Here is a 17,048-nt window from a genome sequence, read left to right as displayed (position 1 = left end):
ATTGAACAGGGTCTGATTTTTGCTGTGAATTGGCTGGTAAGTATATAGTCTAGCAGGTGAACAGCAGAAATGGCCGCTTACAGGCATCGAATGAATAAGCATTATTTTCTACAGAGAGTACTGGTAACGGGCAGTTTGATGCTGGCACTGGTGGGGTTACAGTGGATACCCACCTTTGGGCAGAGTATCAAAATCACCTATCCCGAGAGCCGGGCCGTTTTTCAGCGGGAGAACGACAATACAAGCACTATTTTTCTGTCGGGTAACTATTACCAGCCCGTCGACAGCGTTCAGGCGCGGGTTCAGGCCGAAGCGGCCGGGCAAGGGGTAAATACCGACTGGGTAACGATTCAGCGAAACGTTCAGGGAGGTCTGTTTCAGGGCGCTATCCGGGTGCGGGGCGGCTGGTATCGGCTCGAAGCGCAGGCTTTCTACAAAGGGGTACTGGTTGGCTCCGACGTAGTTCGGAAGGTCGGCGTAGGCGAGGTGTTTATCATCACCGGCCAATCCAACGCGCAGGGCTTCCAGAACTTTGGCGCTACCGGCGCTTCAGACGACCGGGTCAACTGCGTTACCTACGACAACACAACGGCCAACTCGCTCAACGATCCGCCAGCGCCGACCTTTCAGCAACTGAGCGCCACCTCCCTCATTGGGCCCCGCGGCCAAAGCGCCTGGTGCTGGGGCGTACTCGGCGACCTGATTGCCCGACAGTACCAGGTTCCGGTGCTGTTCATCAATACCGCCTGGCAGGCTACCGTCATCAAAAACTGGCGCGAAAGTGCCGACGGGCAGATCACTAAAAACATTTTTGCGCTCGGAACGCCCAACGAGAATTTTCCGCCGGGAATGCCCTATGCCAACCTGGTAATTGCCCTTCGTTATTACTGTTCGCTACAGGGCCTGCGGGCCGTGCTCTGGCAGCAGGGCGAAAACGACAACGTGCCGCTTAACTCGACCCGGCAGGCCTACGGTCGCGACATGCAGTATCTGGTCAACAAGACCCGCTCCGATACCGAGCGTTATCCGGCCTGGGTACTGGCGCGGTCTTCGTACAATACCGGCAAAGTCAGTCAGGACATTATCCAGGCGCAGAACGACGTTATCAACACCTTCAACAACAACGTATTTGCCGGTCCTTTTACGGATAATATCCAGGTACCCCGCTACGAGGGTGAAGTACACTTCGGGGGCGATGGGCTGCGGCAACTGGGCCAGGCCTGGTTTGAAAGTCTGAACTCCGTATTCTTCGCCAGTTCGAGACCCCTCCCGCCACTGCCTCCGCCGGCCGCTACGGTAACCTGCGCCAGCGGCAACAACGCCCTGACCGTAACGCTGCCCAACCTCTACCAGTCGTACAGCTGGAATACCGGACAAACTGGCCGAACCATCAACGTGACGCAGCCGGGTGTCTATCGAGCAACGCTCAAAGACCGCAACGGGAACACGTACCTCTCGCCGGTTATCGATGTGCAGGGAACCATTCAGCCGACTACCCCAACCATCTCGGTGTCGGGGCAGGAAGGGCGGCCCGCCAGCAGTCAGCTGCAGGTCTGTTCCGATTCGTCATTAACACTCGTGGCCAATACCGCTACCAATAGCATGGCCGTCTGGAGCAACGGAGCCACCACCCCGAATATCCGTCTGACTCAGGCTGGCAACTATTCACTACAGGCCGTCAACGTGTACGGCTGCCGCTCCGGCCAGTCGTCGTCCGTCAGCCTGACCGTACGGCAGAAGCCGGCCGTGCCTACCATCGAGCAAGTGGGGGCCTATACCCTGCAGGCGGTATTACCAGCACCCACGGGAGGCCAGTCAGATCTGTTCGACTGGCGACGGGCCAACCAGCTTCTCCCTCAGAATACGGCAACCGTTAAAGTCGTCGTGTCGGCCGACTATGCTGTGCGGGCCCGGACCAACTACGTTCTGGGAACCAGTAACCTGACCTGCACCTCGGATTTCAGCGCGCCCAAGCCTTTTGTATTCGACCTGTCGAACGGCGGGCTGACCGTTTACCCGAACCCATCGAGCGACGGTAAGGTAACGATCGAAACGGCCGAAAACCTGCGTAATGCCGATGTTCAGGTGTTCTCGCTGATGGGCCGTCGAATCTTCGGAACGGTTGTTCCCATACTCGACGAACGCAAATCCGTCGACTTATCGAGCCTGTCGCAGGGTGTTTATATCATCCGGGTCCGATCGGCGGGTTTCGACGTGTCGCAGCGGGTAATCATCAATCGCTAAGCCGATCCTGTACAAATGCCGAAACGCCTTCCCTAACCGGAGGGCGTTTCGTGTTTCTTCACCGATCAGCGGGGCGCTGTAATTGCGTAAACAGCGCTGGTGTCGTATCTTTGGAAGACTATTCGCTGCGTTTGTTGGCGGTTGTGAAGCACAACGCTTAATAGTTTTATCACTACCTTTGCAGGGTTCTCTATCAATAAATTATATGGATACAACCTACGTGCCTGCCGACTATCTGCCGGTGCTGATTCAGCTGGGCTTAGCCTTGGGATTTATCGTTACAACGATGATTGTAACGCACTCGATCGGCCCCAAGCGGAACAGTGTGAAAAAGGACGATCCGTTCGAGTGTGGTATTCCTGTTCAGGGAGATGCCCGCACGCCGATTTCCATCAAGTATTTCCTGATTGCCATCCTGTTCGTTCTGTTCGACGTGGAGGTAATTTTCCTGTACCCATGGGCCGTTAACTTCAAAGGGCTGGGCATGACCGGCTTTATCGAAATGGTTCTTTTTATGGGACTGTTGCTGGCTGGTTTCTACTACATCATCCGTAAGGGCGTATTGAAGTGGGAATAAGGCCAATAAATGAATTTTCAAACATATTTATTCGTTGTTACAGTAACTAACTGCAACGTAATGTATGGCAACTGACATCAAATTGGCCGAGGCTCCGGCGAGTTACGACGGACCTGGATTTTCGGCTACTTCGTTCGATAAAATCATTGGTCTGGCCCGCGCCAATTCGCTCTGGCCGTTGCCGTTTGCGACCTCCTGCTGTGGCATCGAGTTCATGTCGACCATGGCTTCGCATTATGATCTGGCCCGGTTCGGTTCGGAGCGGCCCAGCTTCTCGCCACGCCAGGCCGATATGCTGCTGGTAGCCGGCACGATTGCCAAGAAAATGGCGCCCGTGGTGAAGCAGGTCTATCTGCAGATGGCCGAACCACGCTGGGTCATTGCCATCGGTGCCTGTGCGTCGAGCGGTGGTATTTTTGATACCTACAGCGTATTGCAGGGTATCGACCGGATTATTCCCGTCGACGTGTACGTGCCGGGCTGCCCCCCTCGCCCCGAACAGATTCTGGACGGCGTCATGCAGGTGCAGGAGCTGGCCAAGAATGAATCGCTGCGTCGGCGAAATACCGAAGAGTACCAGAAGTTGCTCAATTCGTATAGCATTCAATAAACAGCGCCCGATCGGGCTGTCGAGCGGCTCCGTGTGGTCCTATCACGCGCCGACTCAGCCTCCCAGCCCGGTTTTTCGCTCATTCACCCACTGCCAGAAATGCTGACCAACGAAGAAGTTGCGCAGACCATCATCAATCAATTTGGAGAAGCCGTCGGTGAGTTCGACGATCCGTTCGACCTGTTAACCTTCACCGCCAGCCGCGACCAGATCGTTCCGTTGGTTCGGTTCCTGAACGAGCATACGACCTACCAGTTTAGCTTTCTGACCGACATCACGGCTATACATTATCCTGACTCGGCCGGTCGGGAGTTTTGCGTTGTGTACCACCTGCACAGCCTCGTCAACAACTTCCGGCTGCGAATCAAGGTGTATCTGGCCGAAGACGATATTCATATTCCCACGCTGACGCCCCTGTTTGCGAGCGCCAACTGGATGGAGCGCGAAACCTTCGACCTGTTCGGCGTCATCTTCGATGGGCACCCCGACCTGCGCCGGATCCTGAACATGGAGGAGATGGATTATCACCCCATGCGCAAGGAGTACCCGCTCGAAGACGCCACGCGCGAGGACAAGATTGACGCTTTGTTTGGACGATAACTACTGAGTGATTGAGTGATTGAGTGTGGAGTCGCGTTTGCCTCTCACTCAATCACTCAATCGCCCACTCACTCAATTACCCATGGTTTCTGAAGAACTAGATATAGCCAAGAAGAACCTGCCTGCCGAACAGGGACCGGTTCAGTACGTCAATGAGTTGACGACGCTCAACCTCGGCCCAACGCACCCCGCCACCCACGGCATCTTCCAGAACGTGCTGCAGATGGACGGGGAAAAAATCGTATCGGGCGAGCAGACGATTGGGTACATTCACCGGGCGTTCGAGAAAATTGCCGAACGGCGACCTTTCTATCAGATTACGACCCTGACCGACCGGATGAACTACTGCTCGTCGCCCATCAACAACATGGGCTGGCACATGACGGTGGAGAAACTGCTTGGTGTTGACGTACCCAAGCGGGCTCAGTACATCCGGGTTATCATGATGGAGCTGGCCCGTCTGGCCGACCACCTGATCTGTAATGGTATTCTGGGCGTTGATACGGGTGCCTTTACGGGCTTCCTGTACATCTACCAGGAGCGCGAAAACATTTACGAAATCTACGAAGAAGTCTGCGGAGCCCGCCTGACCACCAATATGGGTCGCATCGGCGGTATGGAGCGCGACCTGTCGCCTACCGCCATCCGTAAGATCAAAGAACTGATTCCGCGATTCCGGAAAGTCTTGACCGAGTTCGAAAACCTCTTCAACCGCAACCGGATCTTTATGGACCGTGTAGTGGGCGTAGGCGGTATTACGGCCGAGCGGGCACTGAGCTACGGCTTCACGGGTCCGAACCTCCGGGCGGCCGGTGTGGACTACGACGTGCGGGTCATGAATCCGTATTCGTCGTATCAGGACTTCGAATTCGATATTCCCGTTGGCCAGAGTGGTGATACTTACGACCGGTTTATGGTCCGTAATGAAGAAATGTGGCAGAGTCTGCGGATTATAGAGCAGGCCATCAACAACCTGCCCGAAGGACCCCATTTTGCCGACGCTCCGCAGTACTACCTGCCGCCCAAGCAGGAGGTTTACAAGAACATGGAAGCGCTCATCTATCACTTCAAGATTGTGATGGGCGAAATTGATGCACCGATAGGTGAAGTGTATCACGCCGTAGAAGGCGGCAACGGGGAGCTGGGCTTCTACCTCATCAGCGATGGGGGCCGCGCACCGTACCGGCTGCACTTCCGCCGTCCGTGTTTCATTTATTACCAGGCCTATCCCGAGATGTGTAAAGGCCTTACTCTTTCCGACGCCATCGTAATCATGAGTAGCATGAACGTGATTGCGGGCGAGTTAGACGCTTAATTTACGGATACCTATGACAACCGAGAGCAAACCCACCATACAATTCACACCGGAGCGGCTGGCCAAGGTGCAGGAAATCATTGCCCGTTATCCCGAAGGAAAACAAAAGTCAGCGCTGCTTCCCCTGCTGCATCTGCTGCAGGAGCAGGAAGGCTGGACCAGCCCCGAAGGCATGGATTACGTGGCGAGTCTGCTCGATATCGAACCCATCGAAGTATACGAGGTGGCGTCGTTCTATACGATGTACCACCTCCAGCCGGTTGGTAAGCACGTGATCGAATACTGCCGGACGGGCCCGTGCTGCCTGATGGGGGGCGAAGAGGTATACGCTCACCTAAAGCAACGGCTGGGCATCGATACCGGTCAGACAACCGTCGACGGGCAGTTTACCCTGAAAGAAGTAGAATGTCTGGCGGCCTGTGGCATGGGGCCGGTATTCCAGATCCGGGAAAAATATTACATGCACCTGACTAACGAGCGCGTGGACGAAATCATTGACGAACTGTCGAAATAAAACCCACACATGGCTACCAAGATATTAACTGAACATATCAACGTTCCCGGCATCGAAACCTTCGATGTATACCGGAAGCAGGGCGGCTATACGGCCGTTGAAAAAGCGCTGAAAACGATGACGCCGGAGGCCGTTGTCGAGGAAGTGAAAAAGGCGGGGGTTCGGGGTCGGGGCGGTGCAGGCTTCCCGATGGGCATGAAGTGGAGCTTCCTGGCGAAGCCGGAGGGCGTTCCGCGTTATCTCGTCTGCAACGCCGATGAGTCGGAGCCGGGTACGTTCAAGGATCACTACCTGATGAAAAACATCCCGCACCTGCTCATCGAGGGAATGATTATTTCGTCGTTTGCGCTTGGGGCCAACAAGTCATTCATCTACGTACGCGGAGAGCTGATGTACGTCATTCATATCCTCGAAAAAGCCATCGCCGAAGCAAAAGCGAAGGGATTCCTGGGTAAAAATATTCTGGGTAGTGGCTACGACCTTGAGCTGGTTGTTCAGCCCGGTGGCGGAGCTTACATCTGTGGTGAAGAAACGGCCCTGCTCGAATCACTCGAAGGGAAACGGGGTAATCCGCGGAACAAGCCGCCCTTCCCGGCCGTCAAAGGCCTGTATCAGTCACCAACGGTGGTTAACAACGTCGAGTCTATTGCCACCACAGCCTGGATCGTTAACAACGGGGGCGATGCCTACGCGGGTATTGGCATTGGTCGCAGCACGGGCACCAAACTGATTTCGGCGTCGGGTCATATCAACAAGCCGGGCGTGTACGAAATCGAGCTGGGCGTTCCGGTCGAAGATTTTATCTATGCCGACGAATGGTGTGGCGGTATCCGGCCGGGCCATAAGTTCAAAGCCCTCGTGGCGGGTGGCTCATCAGTGCCGATTCTGCCCGCTAACCTCGCGCTGACCCTGGCCAACGGCGAAAAACGACTGATGTCGTACGAGTCGCTGTCGGACGGTGGGTTTGCTACAGGTACTATGCTGGGCTCGGGCGGATTCATCGTGTTCGACGAAACGTCCTGTATCGTGCGCAACACCTGGAATTTCTCCCGGTTCTACCACCACGAGTCGTGTGGCCAGTGCAGCCCCTGCCGCGAAGGCACCGGCTGGATGGAAAAGGTGCTGCACCGGATCGAACACGGCCACGGCCACCAGCACGACATCGACCTGCTGGTCGACGTCGCCAGAAAGATCGAAGGCAACACGATCTGCCCCCTTGGCGATGCAGCAGCCTGGCCGGTAGCCAGTGCTATCCGCCACTTCCGTGATGAATTTATGTGGCATATCACCAACCCGCAGGAAGCCACCCAGCCGGGCGCCGTTTACCGCGGAGAAATGGCCTTAGTTTAATAGAATACGGCAGCGAAGCCGTACTGTACTGATTGACCTGCGGCTTCAGGGCCGCATTACGATACATGGAAGAGACAAAGCCGCAACTGCTGAGAGTTACCATCGACGGTATTCAGGTCGAGGTAGAGCCGGGAACAACCATATTACAGGCCGCCCGCAAAATCGGCCCGGAGGTAGCGCCCCCCGCCATGTGCTATTACCAGCCGCTAAAAGGAAGTGGCGGTAAATGCCGCGCCTGTCTGGTACGGGTAGCGGCCGGCTCGGAGAAAGATCCGCGGCCAATGCCCAAACTTGTTGCCTCCTGCCTGACCCCCGTTCAGGATGGTATGATTGTCGAAAACAAAACGAACCCGCAGGTCATTGACGCCCGGAATGGGGTAGTCGAGTTTCTGCTGCTGAACCACCCGCTCGACTGCCCGGTTTGCGATCAGGCGGGCGAATGCGATCTGCAGAATTTTGCGTTCGACCACGGCAAGGCAACCACCCGCTACGAAGAAGACCGGCGGACGTTCGAAAAAAACGACCTGGGCCCGTATATCCAGCTGCACATGACGCGCTGCATCCTGTGCTACCGCTGCGTCTATACAGCCGATCAGATTACCAACAAGCGCGTACATGGAGTACTGAACCGGGGCGATGCATCGGAAATCAGCACCTATATCGAGAAAGCCATCGACAACGACTTCTCCGGTAACGTAATCGACGTTTGTCCGGTAGGGGCGCTGACCGATAAAACGTACCGGTTTAAGAACCGGGTTTGGTTCACAAAGCCCGTTGACGCCCACCGCGACTGCCCAACCTGTTCGGGTAAGGTGACGCTCTGGTACCGGGGCGACGAGGTAATCCGGGTAACGGCCCGCAAAAACGAGTGGAGCGAAGTAACCGAGTTCATCTGCAACACCTGCCGGTTCGAAACCAAGAAAACCAGCGACTGGACCATTGAAGGCCCAACGAAAGTATCGCGGGCATCGGTGATTTCGGCCAATAAGTACCGCGCCGATGCCATCAAACCCAGCTTTGGCCAGCGTCTGGCAGCCGCCGAATACAAACCGATCCATGACGAGCGCGACACTACGCAGCTAAGCATTCAGCAGCTGCCACCCGAGCGTTTCGCCAAGCTGCCATCCGCAGAGAGCTAACCTGTCAGAAAACTAACCAGATTGGGATTACGGGTATGGCCTTCCGTACAAACCGAGCCGACACGTAAACCAACTATTGAAACCTACTAAACATGGATTTAACCATATTATCGGCTAAAGGAATTATCATCCTGGCCGTATTTGGGATAACGCTCCTCATTGCCATGTACTCGACCTATGCCGAGCGCAAGGTAGCGGCATTTCTGCAGGATCGGATCGGACCGAACCGGGCGGGGCCGTGGGGGCTGCTGCAACCGGTTGCCGATGCCGGTAAAATGTTCTTCAAAGAAGACTTTATCCCGTCGCAGGCCAGCAAGTGGCTGTTTATTCTGGGCCCCTGTCTGGCTATCCTGACGGCGCTGATGTCGAGCGCGGTTATTCCGTTTGGCGATACGATCCGGTTCAGCTGGGACAGTAAGAACTATGAAGTAGCGGTGCAGGCCATAGAAATCAACATTGGTGTGCTGTACATCTTCGGGGTTGTATCGCTGGGCGTGTATGGCATCATGGTCGGTGGCTGGGCCTCGAACAACAAATTTTCCCTGCTGGGCGCTATCCGGGCAGCTTCGCAGAATATCAGCTACGAAATTGCGCTGGGTCTGTCGCTGATCGCTATCCTGATGATGACGGGCTCGCTGTCGCTGCGGGCCATCATCGACGAGCAGGCTTCTTTCTTCGAGTGGAACGTGTTTACCCAGCCGCTGGGGTTCATTATTTTCCTGACCTGCGCCTTTGCCGAGTGTAACCGTACGCCGTTTGACCTGCCCGAGTGCGAAACCGAGCTGGTCGGTGGCTACCATACCGAATACAGTTCCATGAAACTGGGGTTCTACCTGTTCTCGGAGTACATCAACATGTTCGTATCGTCGGCCTTTATTTCGGCCCTGTATTTCGGCGGCTTCCACTACCCGTTCATGGATCTGGTGGGCGGAGCGCTCGAAAACTCACTGGGCGCGGTAGCGGGCCATAACGTAGCTACCCTGATCGGCGTCGTGGTGTTCTTCGCCAAGATTTTCTTCTTTATTTTCTTCTTTATGTGGGTTCGGTGGACGCTGCCCCGTTTCCGCTACGACCAGCTGATGAATCTGGGCTGGAAAACCTTTATTCCGCTGTCGATTCTGAACGTGGTCATCACGGGCGCCGGTCTGCTGTTCAACTTCAAATACTCGACCTGGCTTATTGCCATTGTCATGATCGTGCTGGCGGTGATGTCTTCTGCCCGCGCTCCCAAACGGACTGTTGTACCACAACAAACAGTTTAAACGATGCAACTCACGAATCGCTCCAAACAAGTCAGCAATAAAGAAATGACGCTGGCGGAAAAGATGTACCTACCTGCCGTTATTGGCGGGCTGGCCATCACGATCCGGCACTTCTTTCGCAAAAAGCCGACCATACAATACCCGGAGGTTAAGAAGTACCTCGGCCCCATTTACCGGGGTCACCACGTGCTGAAGCGCGACGAGCAGGGCCGCGAGCGCTGCACGGCCTGTGGCCTCTGCGCGGTAGCCTGCCCGGCCGAAGCCATTTCGATGGTAGCCGCCGAGCGTAAAAAAGGCGAAGAATCGCTGTACCGGGAAGAAAAATACGCGGCCGTTTACGAGATCAACATGCTGCGCTGCATCTTCTGCGGTCTCTGCGAAGAAGCCTGCCCCAAACAGGCCGTCTACCTGCGCCACGATCGTATGGTGCCGGTTTTTCAGGAGCGCGACGAGGTTATCTACGGCAAAGATCGGCTGGTTGAGAAAATGGATGATCGATACGTTCGTATTGCCAGTTCAGAAGTGCAGGCCACCCCAACCGAGCCGAGCCTGACCCGGGCCGCTACCTAGCGTTTGTCCGCGAGGGTCATGCGTAGTCTGGTTGTGCTAACGTAAAAAGCAGGCTACGCATGACGATCTCCGATGACAATCTCCGACCATTAATGACTACACGTCCATGACTGAGACTATTACTTTTTTCAAGACACTTACGCCAACAGGCTACCTGTTTCTGGCGTTGACCGCCCTGACCCTGTTGAGTGCTATCAGCGTGGTAACGGCCCGTAACCCGATCTACAGCGTACTGGGACTGATTGCAACGTTCTTCTGTCTGTCGGGGCATTACATTCTGCTGAATGCTCAGTTTCTGGCAGCCGTCAACATCATCGTATACGCCGGGGCTATCATGGTTCTGTTCCTGTTTACGATTATGTTTCTGAACCTGCGGAAGGAAGATGAAGAATCGAAAACGAATCTAACCAAAATGGCGTCCGTTGTGGTGGGTGGCATACTCATGGTCATGCTCATTACCATCTTCAGAGCCAAAAGTGCGCAGGTGCCGGTCGTGAACGCAACCACCTTCGACGCCAAAACGGGTCTGGTCGAAAATCTCGGCAACCTGCTCTACAGCGATTATATTCTGCCCTTCGAGCTGGCGTCAGTCCTGTTCCTGGTGGCTATGGTCGGCGCCGTTATGCTGGGCAAACGCGAAGCCGGCGACCGCCATTTTTAAACGATTAGGCTTTTCATAAGCGCTAAGCCACTCTTTAGGGAGTGGCTTTTTTTATGCCCGCCCCACCGCCAGACCGGCATCTGATCGAAACCTGGCATAAACCGTATGCTTGCATAACAATTTTGTGTAGGTTTGTAATTATTCCCCCAGGCAATTAGTTAACAGACTAGATGCCTGCTTAACCAGTAATCTAGACAAACATGGACGCATACATTGTTGCCGGATATCGCACAGCTGTGGGCAAAGCTCCGCGTGGTGGTCTCCGCTTAACTCGCCCCGATGACATGGCGGCCGAGGTTATCAAACATTTGCTGAGCCAGGTCCCCAATCTGGATCCGGCCCGCGTAGAAGACCTTATTGTTGGTAATGCCGTACCGGAAGCCGAGCAGGGCATGCAGATTGCGCGGTACATTGCGCTGTTGTCGTTACCGAAAAGTGTGCCCGGCTTTACGATAAACCGCTACTGCGGCTCAGGGCTGGAGGCCATCGCGATTGCCTCTGCCAAGATCCACGCGGGTCTGGCCGACTGCATCATTGCGGGGGGTACGGAGTCGATGTCGCTAGTGCCGGTGATGGGCTGGAAAACCGCCCTCAACTACGAAATAGCCAAGCAGAACCCTGACTACTATATCGGCATGGGCCTAACGGCTGAGCAGGTTGCGCAGCAGTTTGGGATCAGCCGCGACGCTCAGGACGAATTTGCCTATGAGTCGCATCAGAAAGCGCTCGCAGCCCAGGCCGCTGGCAAATTCACCGATGAGATCGTACCCATCAAGGTCAGCGAAACCTATTTCGACGCCGACAGTAACAAAAAGAAGACCCGCGAGTGGACGGTAGCGCAGGACGAAGGTCCCCGTAAAGATACCAGCGCCGAAGGGCTGGCTAAGCTAAAGCCCGTTTTCGCGGCTGGCGGGTCTGTTACGGCCGGCAATTCCTCGCAAACCTCCGACGGAGCCGCTTTTGTGCTGGTCATGTCCGAAAAGCTGGTGAATGAACTAGGCCTGAAACCGGTTGCGCGCATGATGTCGTACGCATCGGCCGGGGTCGAACCCAAAATTATGGGTATCGGTCCGGTAGCGGCTATCCCCATTGCGCTGAAAAAAGCCGGCCTTAAGCAGGACGACATTGAACTGATCGAGCTGAACGAAGCCTTCGCGGCTCAGTCGCTGGCCGTTATTCAGGAGCTTGACCTCGACCGTAGCCGGATCAATCCAAACGGAGGAGCTATTGCGCTCGGCCATGCCCTCGGCTCAACCGGGGCCCGGCTATCCGTGCAGCTGCTAAACGAGATGCGCCGTCAGGATCAAACCTACGGCATGGTTTCGGCCTGCGTGGGTGGCGGACAGGGAGTGGCCGGTATTTTTGAGCGACTCAACTAAGTTGGCCCGACCGCGGTATACGCACTGGAAACGAGTTTTACAGAAGTCGGGGCGCTGGTTCATGTGATGCACATGAACCAGCGCCCCGACTTCTGTATGCCAGCGTATTACTGTTTCTTCCGGATAATGAGCCGCTGGCCTACTTCTATAGAGTAATTCTTCAGGTTGTTCCAGCGCATGAGGTCGGGAATGGTTACGTTGTTGATCAGAGCCACCCGGTACACCGTCTGCCCGGGCTTCACGACGTGGTACGTCACTTTATCGGGCCGTTCTACAACGTAGGTGTTCACGATGCGCTCCGGCGCGGGCCGGGGCGCCGGTGGCGTAACCGACGGACTTGCGCCCCGGACGGGGGGTACCGCCACGGCCAACTCCTGCCCGATCTCGAGCGGAATCTTTTCAGAGAGGTTATTCCAAAAGTACAATTGCTGGGGCGTCACTTTGTACAGCTTTGCAATGCTATAGTACGTCTGGCCCGCTTTCACGACGTGTATCCGAACCTTGTCCTGTGGCTGTTTGATAACGGGAGCCACCGTAGTCAGCACTGGCGTTGGTGTCCTGGCTATCGGTGCGGCCACCCGTGGTGCACCCGCTGTATCGACAGCTGGTTGACTACGGGGTACCTGCGTTACCGTGGGCGCTACCAGCCTGGGCGGCTGAGCGGTTGTGTCCACACGCGGGGGCTCTTTTTTGGCCATCAGCGTATCGGCCACAGGGGCTGGCTCTGGTTCGGGTACGGGAAGCGGCAGCGCCTGGTACTCGACCGGCTGGTTACTGGGTCGCTTTTTTTGCAGCCATAGAATTCGACCGGCCCGCACCCGCTGCCTGGGTTCGAGCCGGTTGAACCGCAGCAACGAACTCAGCCGCACCCCGTACATGTTCGACACATCGCGCAGGGTCTGGTTCCTCTGTACAACGTGGAACGGTACTTTGGCCCGCTTTGCCTTCCGTTCCAGGTAATAAACCTGACCCGGCCAGATTACGTCCTGCTCGGCCAACTCGTTGTAATCCAGAAATTTTTTCACCGACAGGTCGCCGTAGTAAGCCAGCGTGATTGCGTTCTCACACGGTTGGGCCTGAACGCCCCGCATGTCGTTGATTTTGTAGAAAACGGCCGACGATCGCAGCCCTTCTTCCCGGTAGGGCATTTTGAGCAACAGCGGGAATCCCACGTCTCTAAGCCCCCCCACCTGGCTGGCCGCCCCCGCCATCGACGCAGCCCGCACCAGCGGAAACTCGTCGGTCGTTAACCGGATCAGCACCGGATAGTCGTCGCCCACGGGTACGGTCTGCTCTTTCAGCCATCTGTTATAGGGCGAAAACCGGTCAATCCTGAGTTCCAGCTGTTTGGCGATGGTTACCAGCGACTTCCCCCCGCTGTTCCGATACGGATAAACGACAAACGAAGCCGCCGGTTTATAGATGGGCTCCTCATGCTCGACGGCTATCTTTCGGGCCAGAATTTTCCAGAGCAGCGGAGGACTGCCTGGCTCAACCAGCAGCGTAGTATTGTTGTCGGGAACGGGCTCGCTGGTCGAAGCACGAACGTACCGCAGCAGCAGCTGAACGGCATCGCCCCGACTCCGCTCCTGCAGCCGCTTGATGTAGGTAGCAACGGCCTCGGTAGCCAGCATCGGGTGCAATCGGGTATCGACAGCGTTGTCGATGCGCAGGCCCAGCCGCCAGGCCTGCGCCGGCGATAGCGACCAGTAGGCAGGTTCGGCAGGGCTAAAGGGCAGGGCCGCGTAGCGAAAATCGACGGCCAGATCGGCATCGTCCAGATACGGTTGCAGCAGCGGAGTCAGCTGCCGGAGGGCATCAACATCCTGCTCCAGCTGGCTTCGATTGGCGTAGATCTGCCGGATTTCCTGCTGAATCTGGTAACGGACCGGTTCGCTTACGTAGATGGTAGCGCCACCAAAGCGAATCTCAGCAGGCACTTCGGGTAATGACTGGGCAACCACTAATTCACTACATGTAGCTACGGCAAGAAAAACTCTTAATACTTTACTTACTGCCCAGTGTTTAATCATAAAAAAGTTGATTAGGCGCTAATACCTAAAAACTGTGGTAACATACTACTAGCCCTATCACTCAAATGTAATCAGTTTCACTATATCTTACCTGCATGTTAAAGAGGCTACATAGGAGTATTTATTGAAAGGCCGTTACCTTCTTTTGGTAGCAGACCCAGATTTTGCAGGACTTTTTTGCGGCTTTTTTTGTTATTAGTATGCTTGCATACCATTAACAAACTTCTTTTCTTTGTACTAGATTAGTATGCAAGCATAACAACCCTATTAACTATGATTGCGACAGAGCCCAAAGCCTCCATCAAGGGTGGTGAGTTTTTGATTAAAGAAACCGATGCTGCCCAGGTATTCATTCCTGAAGAGTTTACCGAAGAGCAACAGATGATTGCGGCAACCTGCCACGAATTTCTGGAGCGCGAAATCTGGCCGCGGCTGAACGAGATCGATACCGCCAAATCGCCGGAGTTGATTTCTTCGCTGATGGACAAAGCCGGTGAGTTGGGCTTGCTCGGTACGGGTGTACCGGAAGAGTACGGCGGTTTCGGTATGAACTTCAACACCTCCATGCTGGTAGCTGAAGTAACCGGCGCGGGCCACTCGTTCTCGGTTGCCCTGTCGGCCCATACCGGTATTGGTACCCTCCCCATTGTCTACTACGGCAACGACGACCAGAAGTCGAAATACCTGCCCAAACTGGCAACCGGCGAGTGGAAAGCCGCTTACTGCCTGACCGAGCCCGACTCAGGTTCAGATGCCAACTCGGGTAAGACCCGCGCGGTACTGAGCGAAGACGGCAAACACTATATCCTGAATGGCCAGAAAATGTGGATTACCAACGGCGGTTTTGCCGACGTCTACATCGTATTTGCCAAAATAGACGACGGCAGCGGGCAGCCCGACAAAAACCTGTCGGCTTTCATCGTTGAAAAGTCATTCGAGGGAATTACCATGAATGAGCCGGAGCACAAGATGGGAATCAAAGGCTCCGATACGCGCCAGATCTTCTTCAACGACACCAAAGTACCGGTAGAGAACCTGCTGTCTGAGCGTGGAAACGGGTTCAAGATCGCCGTAAATATCCTCAACATCGGCCGGATCAAGCTGGGCGTTGCCGCTATTGGCGGGTCGAAAGAAGTGATCAACAACGCCATCCGCTACTCGAACGAGCGGAAGCAGTTTAAAACCCCCATTTCGCAGTTTGGTGCCATCAAGCACAAACTCGCCGAGATGGCCATCAAAGTATACGCGTCCGAAACGGCCAGCTACCGCGCCGGTCAGAACATCGACGACCTGATCGAGGATCTGAAAGAACAGGGTATGGACGATGCGTCGGCCAAGCTGAAGGCGCTGGAGCAGTTTGCGATCGAATGTGCCATCATGAAAGTACACGGCTCGGAAGTGCTCGACTACGTGGTAGACGAAGGTGTACAGGTATACGGTGGTATGGGCTACTCGGCCGACGCGCCGATGGACCGCAGCTACCGCGACGCCCGCATCAACCGAATCTTTGAAGGCACGAACGAGATCAACCGGATGCTGGTGGTCGATATGCTGCTGAAACGGGCCATGAAAGGTGAGCTCGACCTGATGGGCCCGGCTATGGCCGTTGCCAAAGAGATCATGTCGATTCCGGATTTCAACGCCGAGGAAGAAGAAGGGCTGTTCGTTGCCGAGAAGAAAGTACTTCGGAACCTCAAGAAAGCAGCCCTGATGGTAGCCGGTGCCGCCGTGCAGAAATTCATGGCCAACCTCTCCAACGAGCAGGAAATCCTGATGAATGTAGCGGACATGGCCATCGAAATCTACGTAGCCGAGTCGGTGCTGCTACGGATCGAGAAGCTGATTAGCACCAAAGGAGAAGCCGCCGTTGACCTTCAGAAACAAATGGCGCTGGTCTACCTCCACGAAGCCGTTGAGAAAGTAAACAACGCCGGCCGGGCCGCCATTACGTCCTTCGCCGAAGGCGATGAGCTGCGCGGTATGCTGATGGGCCTGAAACGGTTCACCAAAATCGAGCCGATGAATCTCAAAGATGCCCGCCGTCAGATTGCCGACGCCATGATTACCGAGAACAAGTATATATTTTAATCCTGAGAGGTTTTTTTCTGAACTTTCAGTTGGAGGTTGCCGCCAGAAAGTCGCTTTCCAGTTTGGGAAGCGACTTTTTTTATTCGACGCTGGCCCTACTGACATAGGGCTGTCACTAGTCAGGCTGATCTTTGTTGTGGTTATTCACTAAACACAAATACACATGACAACTGACGTACTTATTCCCGAAAAAGCCCTCGCCGAAAGTAATGTTGTCCCGTTCACTGCCCTCACCGTTGGGTTACGCGCCACCCTGCTCACAGCGGCCGATCGGGGCGGGGCAGCTACCCAGCAGTTGCTGTCTGAAGCCGCCCGGCTGGGTCTCGACATGACCCAGCCCGTTCAGTGGATGTACACCGGCGTCAATGGTGACGAAACCAACGAATTCGATCTGGAGATTGCCCTACCCATCGGGTCAGCGGCTCCGGTTCTGCCAAACCATCCGTTTCAGGTTAAAACGTTTCCGGCTTTTCACTGCCTGCATTATACCTACACCGGCCCCTGGGACGACTTTATGCCGGTTTATGACGCACTCTTCGCGCAGGTGGAGGCCGGAAACTACCGCCACAATCAGTGCGTTCGGGAGGTCTACAGCGTCGTAAATCTGGAATCGCCTGACCAGTGCGTGACCGACATTCAGATCGGCCTGATTAAGTAACCGGCCGGGTCGATACCTGTTGATAGAAAAGAGCTGTATACACGGGTA

The 17,048-nt window shown here is 55.3% G+C and carries 15 protein-coding genes; 14 read left to right on the top strand and 1 reads right to left on the bottom strand.

Annotated features, from left to right (window positions below; translation table 11 throughout):
- Positions 1–90: 90 nt before the first annotated feature.
- The 12 genes from B1C80_RS20400 (at position 91) to B1C80_RS20345 (ending at position 12,221) form a co-directional block, all read left to right on the top strand.
- The gene (locus B1C80_RS20400; RefSeq protein WP_077923067.1) at positions 91–2,244 is read left to right on the top strand and encodes a T9SS type A sorting domain-containing protein; all 2,154 of its coding nucleotides are present in this window, start codon (positions 91–93) and stop codon (positions 2,242–2,244) included.
- A 205-nt stretch (positions 2,245–2,449) separates the two neighbouring features.
- The gene (locus B1C80_RS20395) at positions 2,450–2,821 is read left to right on the top strand and encodes an NADH-quinone oxidoreductase subunit A (RefSeq protein ID WP_077923066.1); all 372 of its coding nucleotides are present in this window, start codon (positions 2,450–2,452) and stop codon (positions 2,819–2,821) included.
- Positions 2,822–2,885: 64 nt separating this feature from the next.
- On the top strand, positions 2,886–3,431 hold the full coding sequence (locus tag B1C80_RS20390; RefSeq protein ID WP_077923065.1) for an NADH-quinone oxidoreductase subunit B: 546 nt from the start codon (positions 2,886–2,888) through the stop codon (positions 3,429–3,431).
- 99 nt (positions 3,432–3,530) lie between these two features.
- Positions 3,531–4,031 (top strand): NADH-quinone oxidoreductase subunit C, encoded by a 501-nt coding sequence (locus tag B1C80_RS20385; RefSeq protein WP_077923064.1) that lies wholly within the window; start codon positions 3,531–3,533, stop codon positions 4,029–4,031.
- Positions 4,032–4,113: 82 nt separating this feature from the next.
- Positions 4,114–5,346, top strand: a complete 1,233-nt coding sequence (gene nuoD / locus B1C80_RS20380; RefSeq protein ID WP_077923063.1) for an NADH dehydrogenase (quinone) subunit D — start codon at positions 4,114–4,116, stop codon at positions 5,344–5,346.
- A 13-nt stretch (positions 5,347–5,359) separates the two neighbouring features.
- On the top strand, positions 5,360–5,860 hold the full coding sequence (nuoE, locus tag B1C80_RS20375; protein WP_077923062.1) for an NADH-quinone oxidoreductase subunit NuoE: 501 nt from the start codon (positions 5,360–5,362) through the stop codon (positions 5,858–5,860).
- Positions 5,861–5,869: 9 nt separating this feature from the next.
- Positions 5,870–7,210: an NADH-quinone oxidoreductase subunit NuoF gene (gene nuoF, locus B1C80_RS20370; RefSeq protein ID WP_077923061.1), complete on the top strand. Its 1,341-nt coding sequence runs from the start codon at positions 5,870–5,872 to the stop codon at positions 7,208–7,210.
- 65 nt (positions 7,211–7,275) lie between these two features.
- The gene (locus B1C80_RS20365) at positions 7,276–8,349 is read left to right on the top strand and encodes a 2Fe-2S iron-sulfur cluster-binding protein (RefSeq protein ID WP_077923060.1); all 1,074 of its coding nucleotides are present in this window, start codon (positions 7,276–7,278) and stop codon (positions 8,347–8,349) included.
- 92 nt (positions 8,350–8,441) lie between these two features.
- Positions 8,442–9,611 (top strand): NADH-quinone oxidoreductase subunit NuoH, encoded by a 1,170-nt coding sequence (nuoH, locus tag B1C80_RS20360; RefSeq protein WP_077923059.1) that lies wholly within the window; start codon positions 8,442–8,444, stop codon positions 9,609–9,611.
- A 3-nt stretch (positions 9,612–9,614) separates the two neighbouring features.
- Positions 9,615–10,181, top strand: a complete 567-nt coding sequence (locus tag B1C80_RS20355) for an NADH-quinone oxidoreductase subunit I (RefSeq protein WP_077923058.1) — start codon at positions 9,615–9,617, stop codon at positions 10,179–10,181.
- Positions 10,182–10,287: 106 nt separating this feature from the next.
- Positions 10,288–10,842: an NADH-quinone oxidoreductase subunit J gene (locus tag B1C80_RS20350; protein WP_077923057.1), complete on the top strand. Its 555-nt coding sequence runs from the start codon at positions 10,288–10,290 to the stop codon at positions 10,840–10,842.
- 200 nt (positions 10,843–11,042) lie between these two features.
- The gene (locus tag B1C80_RS20345; RefSeq protein WP_077923056.1) at positions 11,043–12,221 is read left to right on the top strand and encodes an acetyl-CoA C-acyltransferase; all 1,179 of its coding nucleotides are present in this window, start codon (positions 11,043–11,045) and stop codon (positions 12,219–12,221) included.
- A 107-nt stretch (positions 12,222–12,328) separates the two neighbouring features.
- Here the strand turns inward: B1C80_RS20345 and B1C80_RS20340 are convergent, their stop codons facing one another.
- On the bottom strand, positions 12,329–14,161 hold the full coding sequence (locus tag B1C80_RS20340; RefSeq protein ID WP_161492796.1) for a LysM peptidoglycan-binding domain-containing protein: 1,833 nt from the start codon (positions 14,159–14,161) through the stop codon (positions 12,329–12,331).
- A gap of 366 nt (positions 14,162–14,527) precedes the next feature.
- Between B1C80_RS20340 and B1C80_RS20335 the strand changes: the two genes are divergently transcribed.
- Together B1C80_RS20335 and B1C80_RS20330 are read left to right on the top strand one after the other, a co-directional pair.
- On the top strand, positions 14,528–16,342 hold the full coding sequence (locus tag B1C80_RS20335; protein ID WP_077923055.1) for an acyl-CoA dehydrogenase family protein: 1,815 nt from the start codon (positions 14,528–14,530) through the stop codon (positions 16,340–16,342).
- Positions 16,343–16,505: 163 nt separating this feature from the next.
- On the top strand, positions 16,506–17,000 hold the full coding sequence (locus tag B1C80_RS20330; RefSeq protein WP_077923054.1) for a GyrI-like domain-containing protein: 495 nt from the start codon (positions 16,506–16,508) through the stop codon (positions 16,998–17,000).
- Positions 17,001–17,048: the final 48 nt, after the last annotated feature.

It is taken from the genome of Spirosoma sp. 209, from assembly GCF_002006735.1.
In the GTDB taxonomy this organism is placed as follows: domain Bacteria; phylum Bacteroidota; class Bacteroidia; order Cytophagales; family Spirosomataceae; genus Spirosoma; species Spirosoma sordidisoli.
The sequence above is the reverse complement of the archived record's forward strand: the minus strand, read 5'-3'. Positions and strand labels throughout refer to the sequence as shown.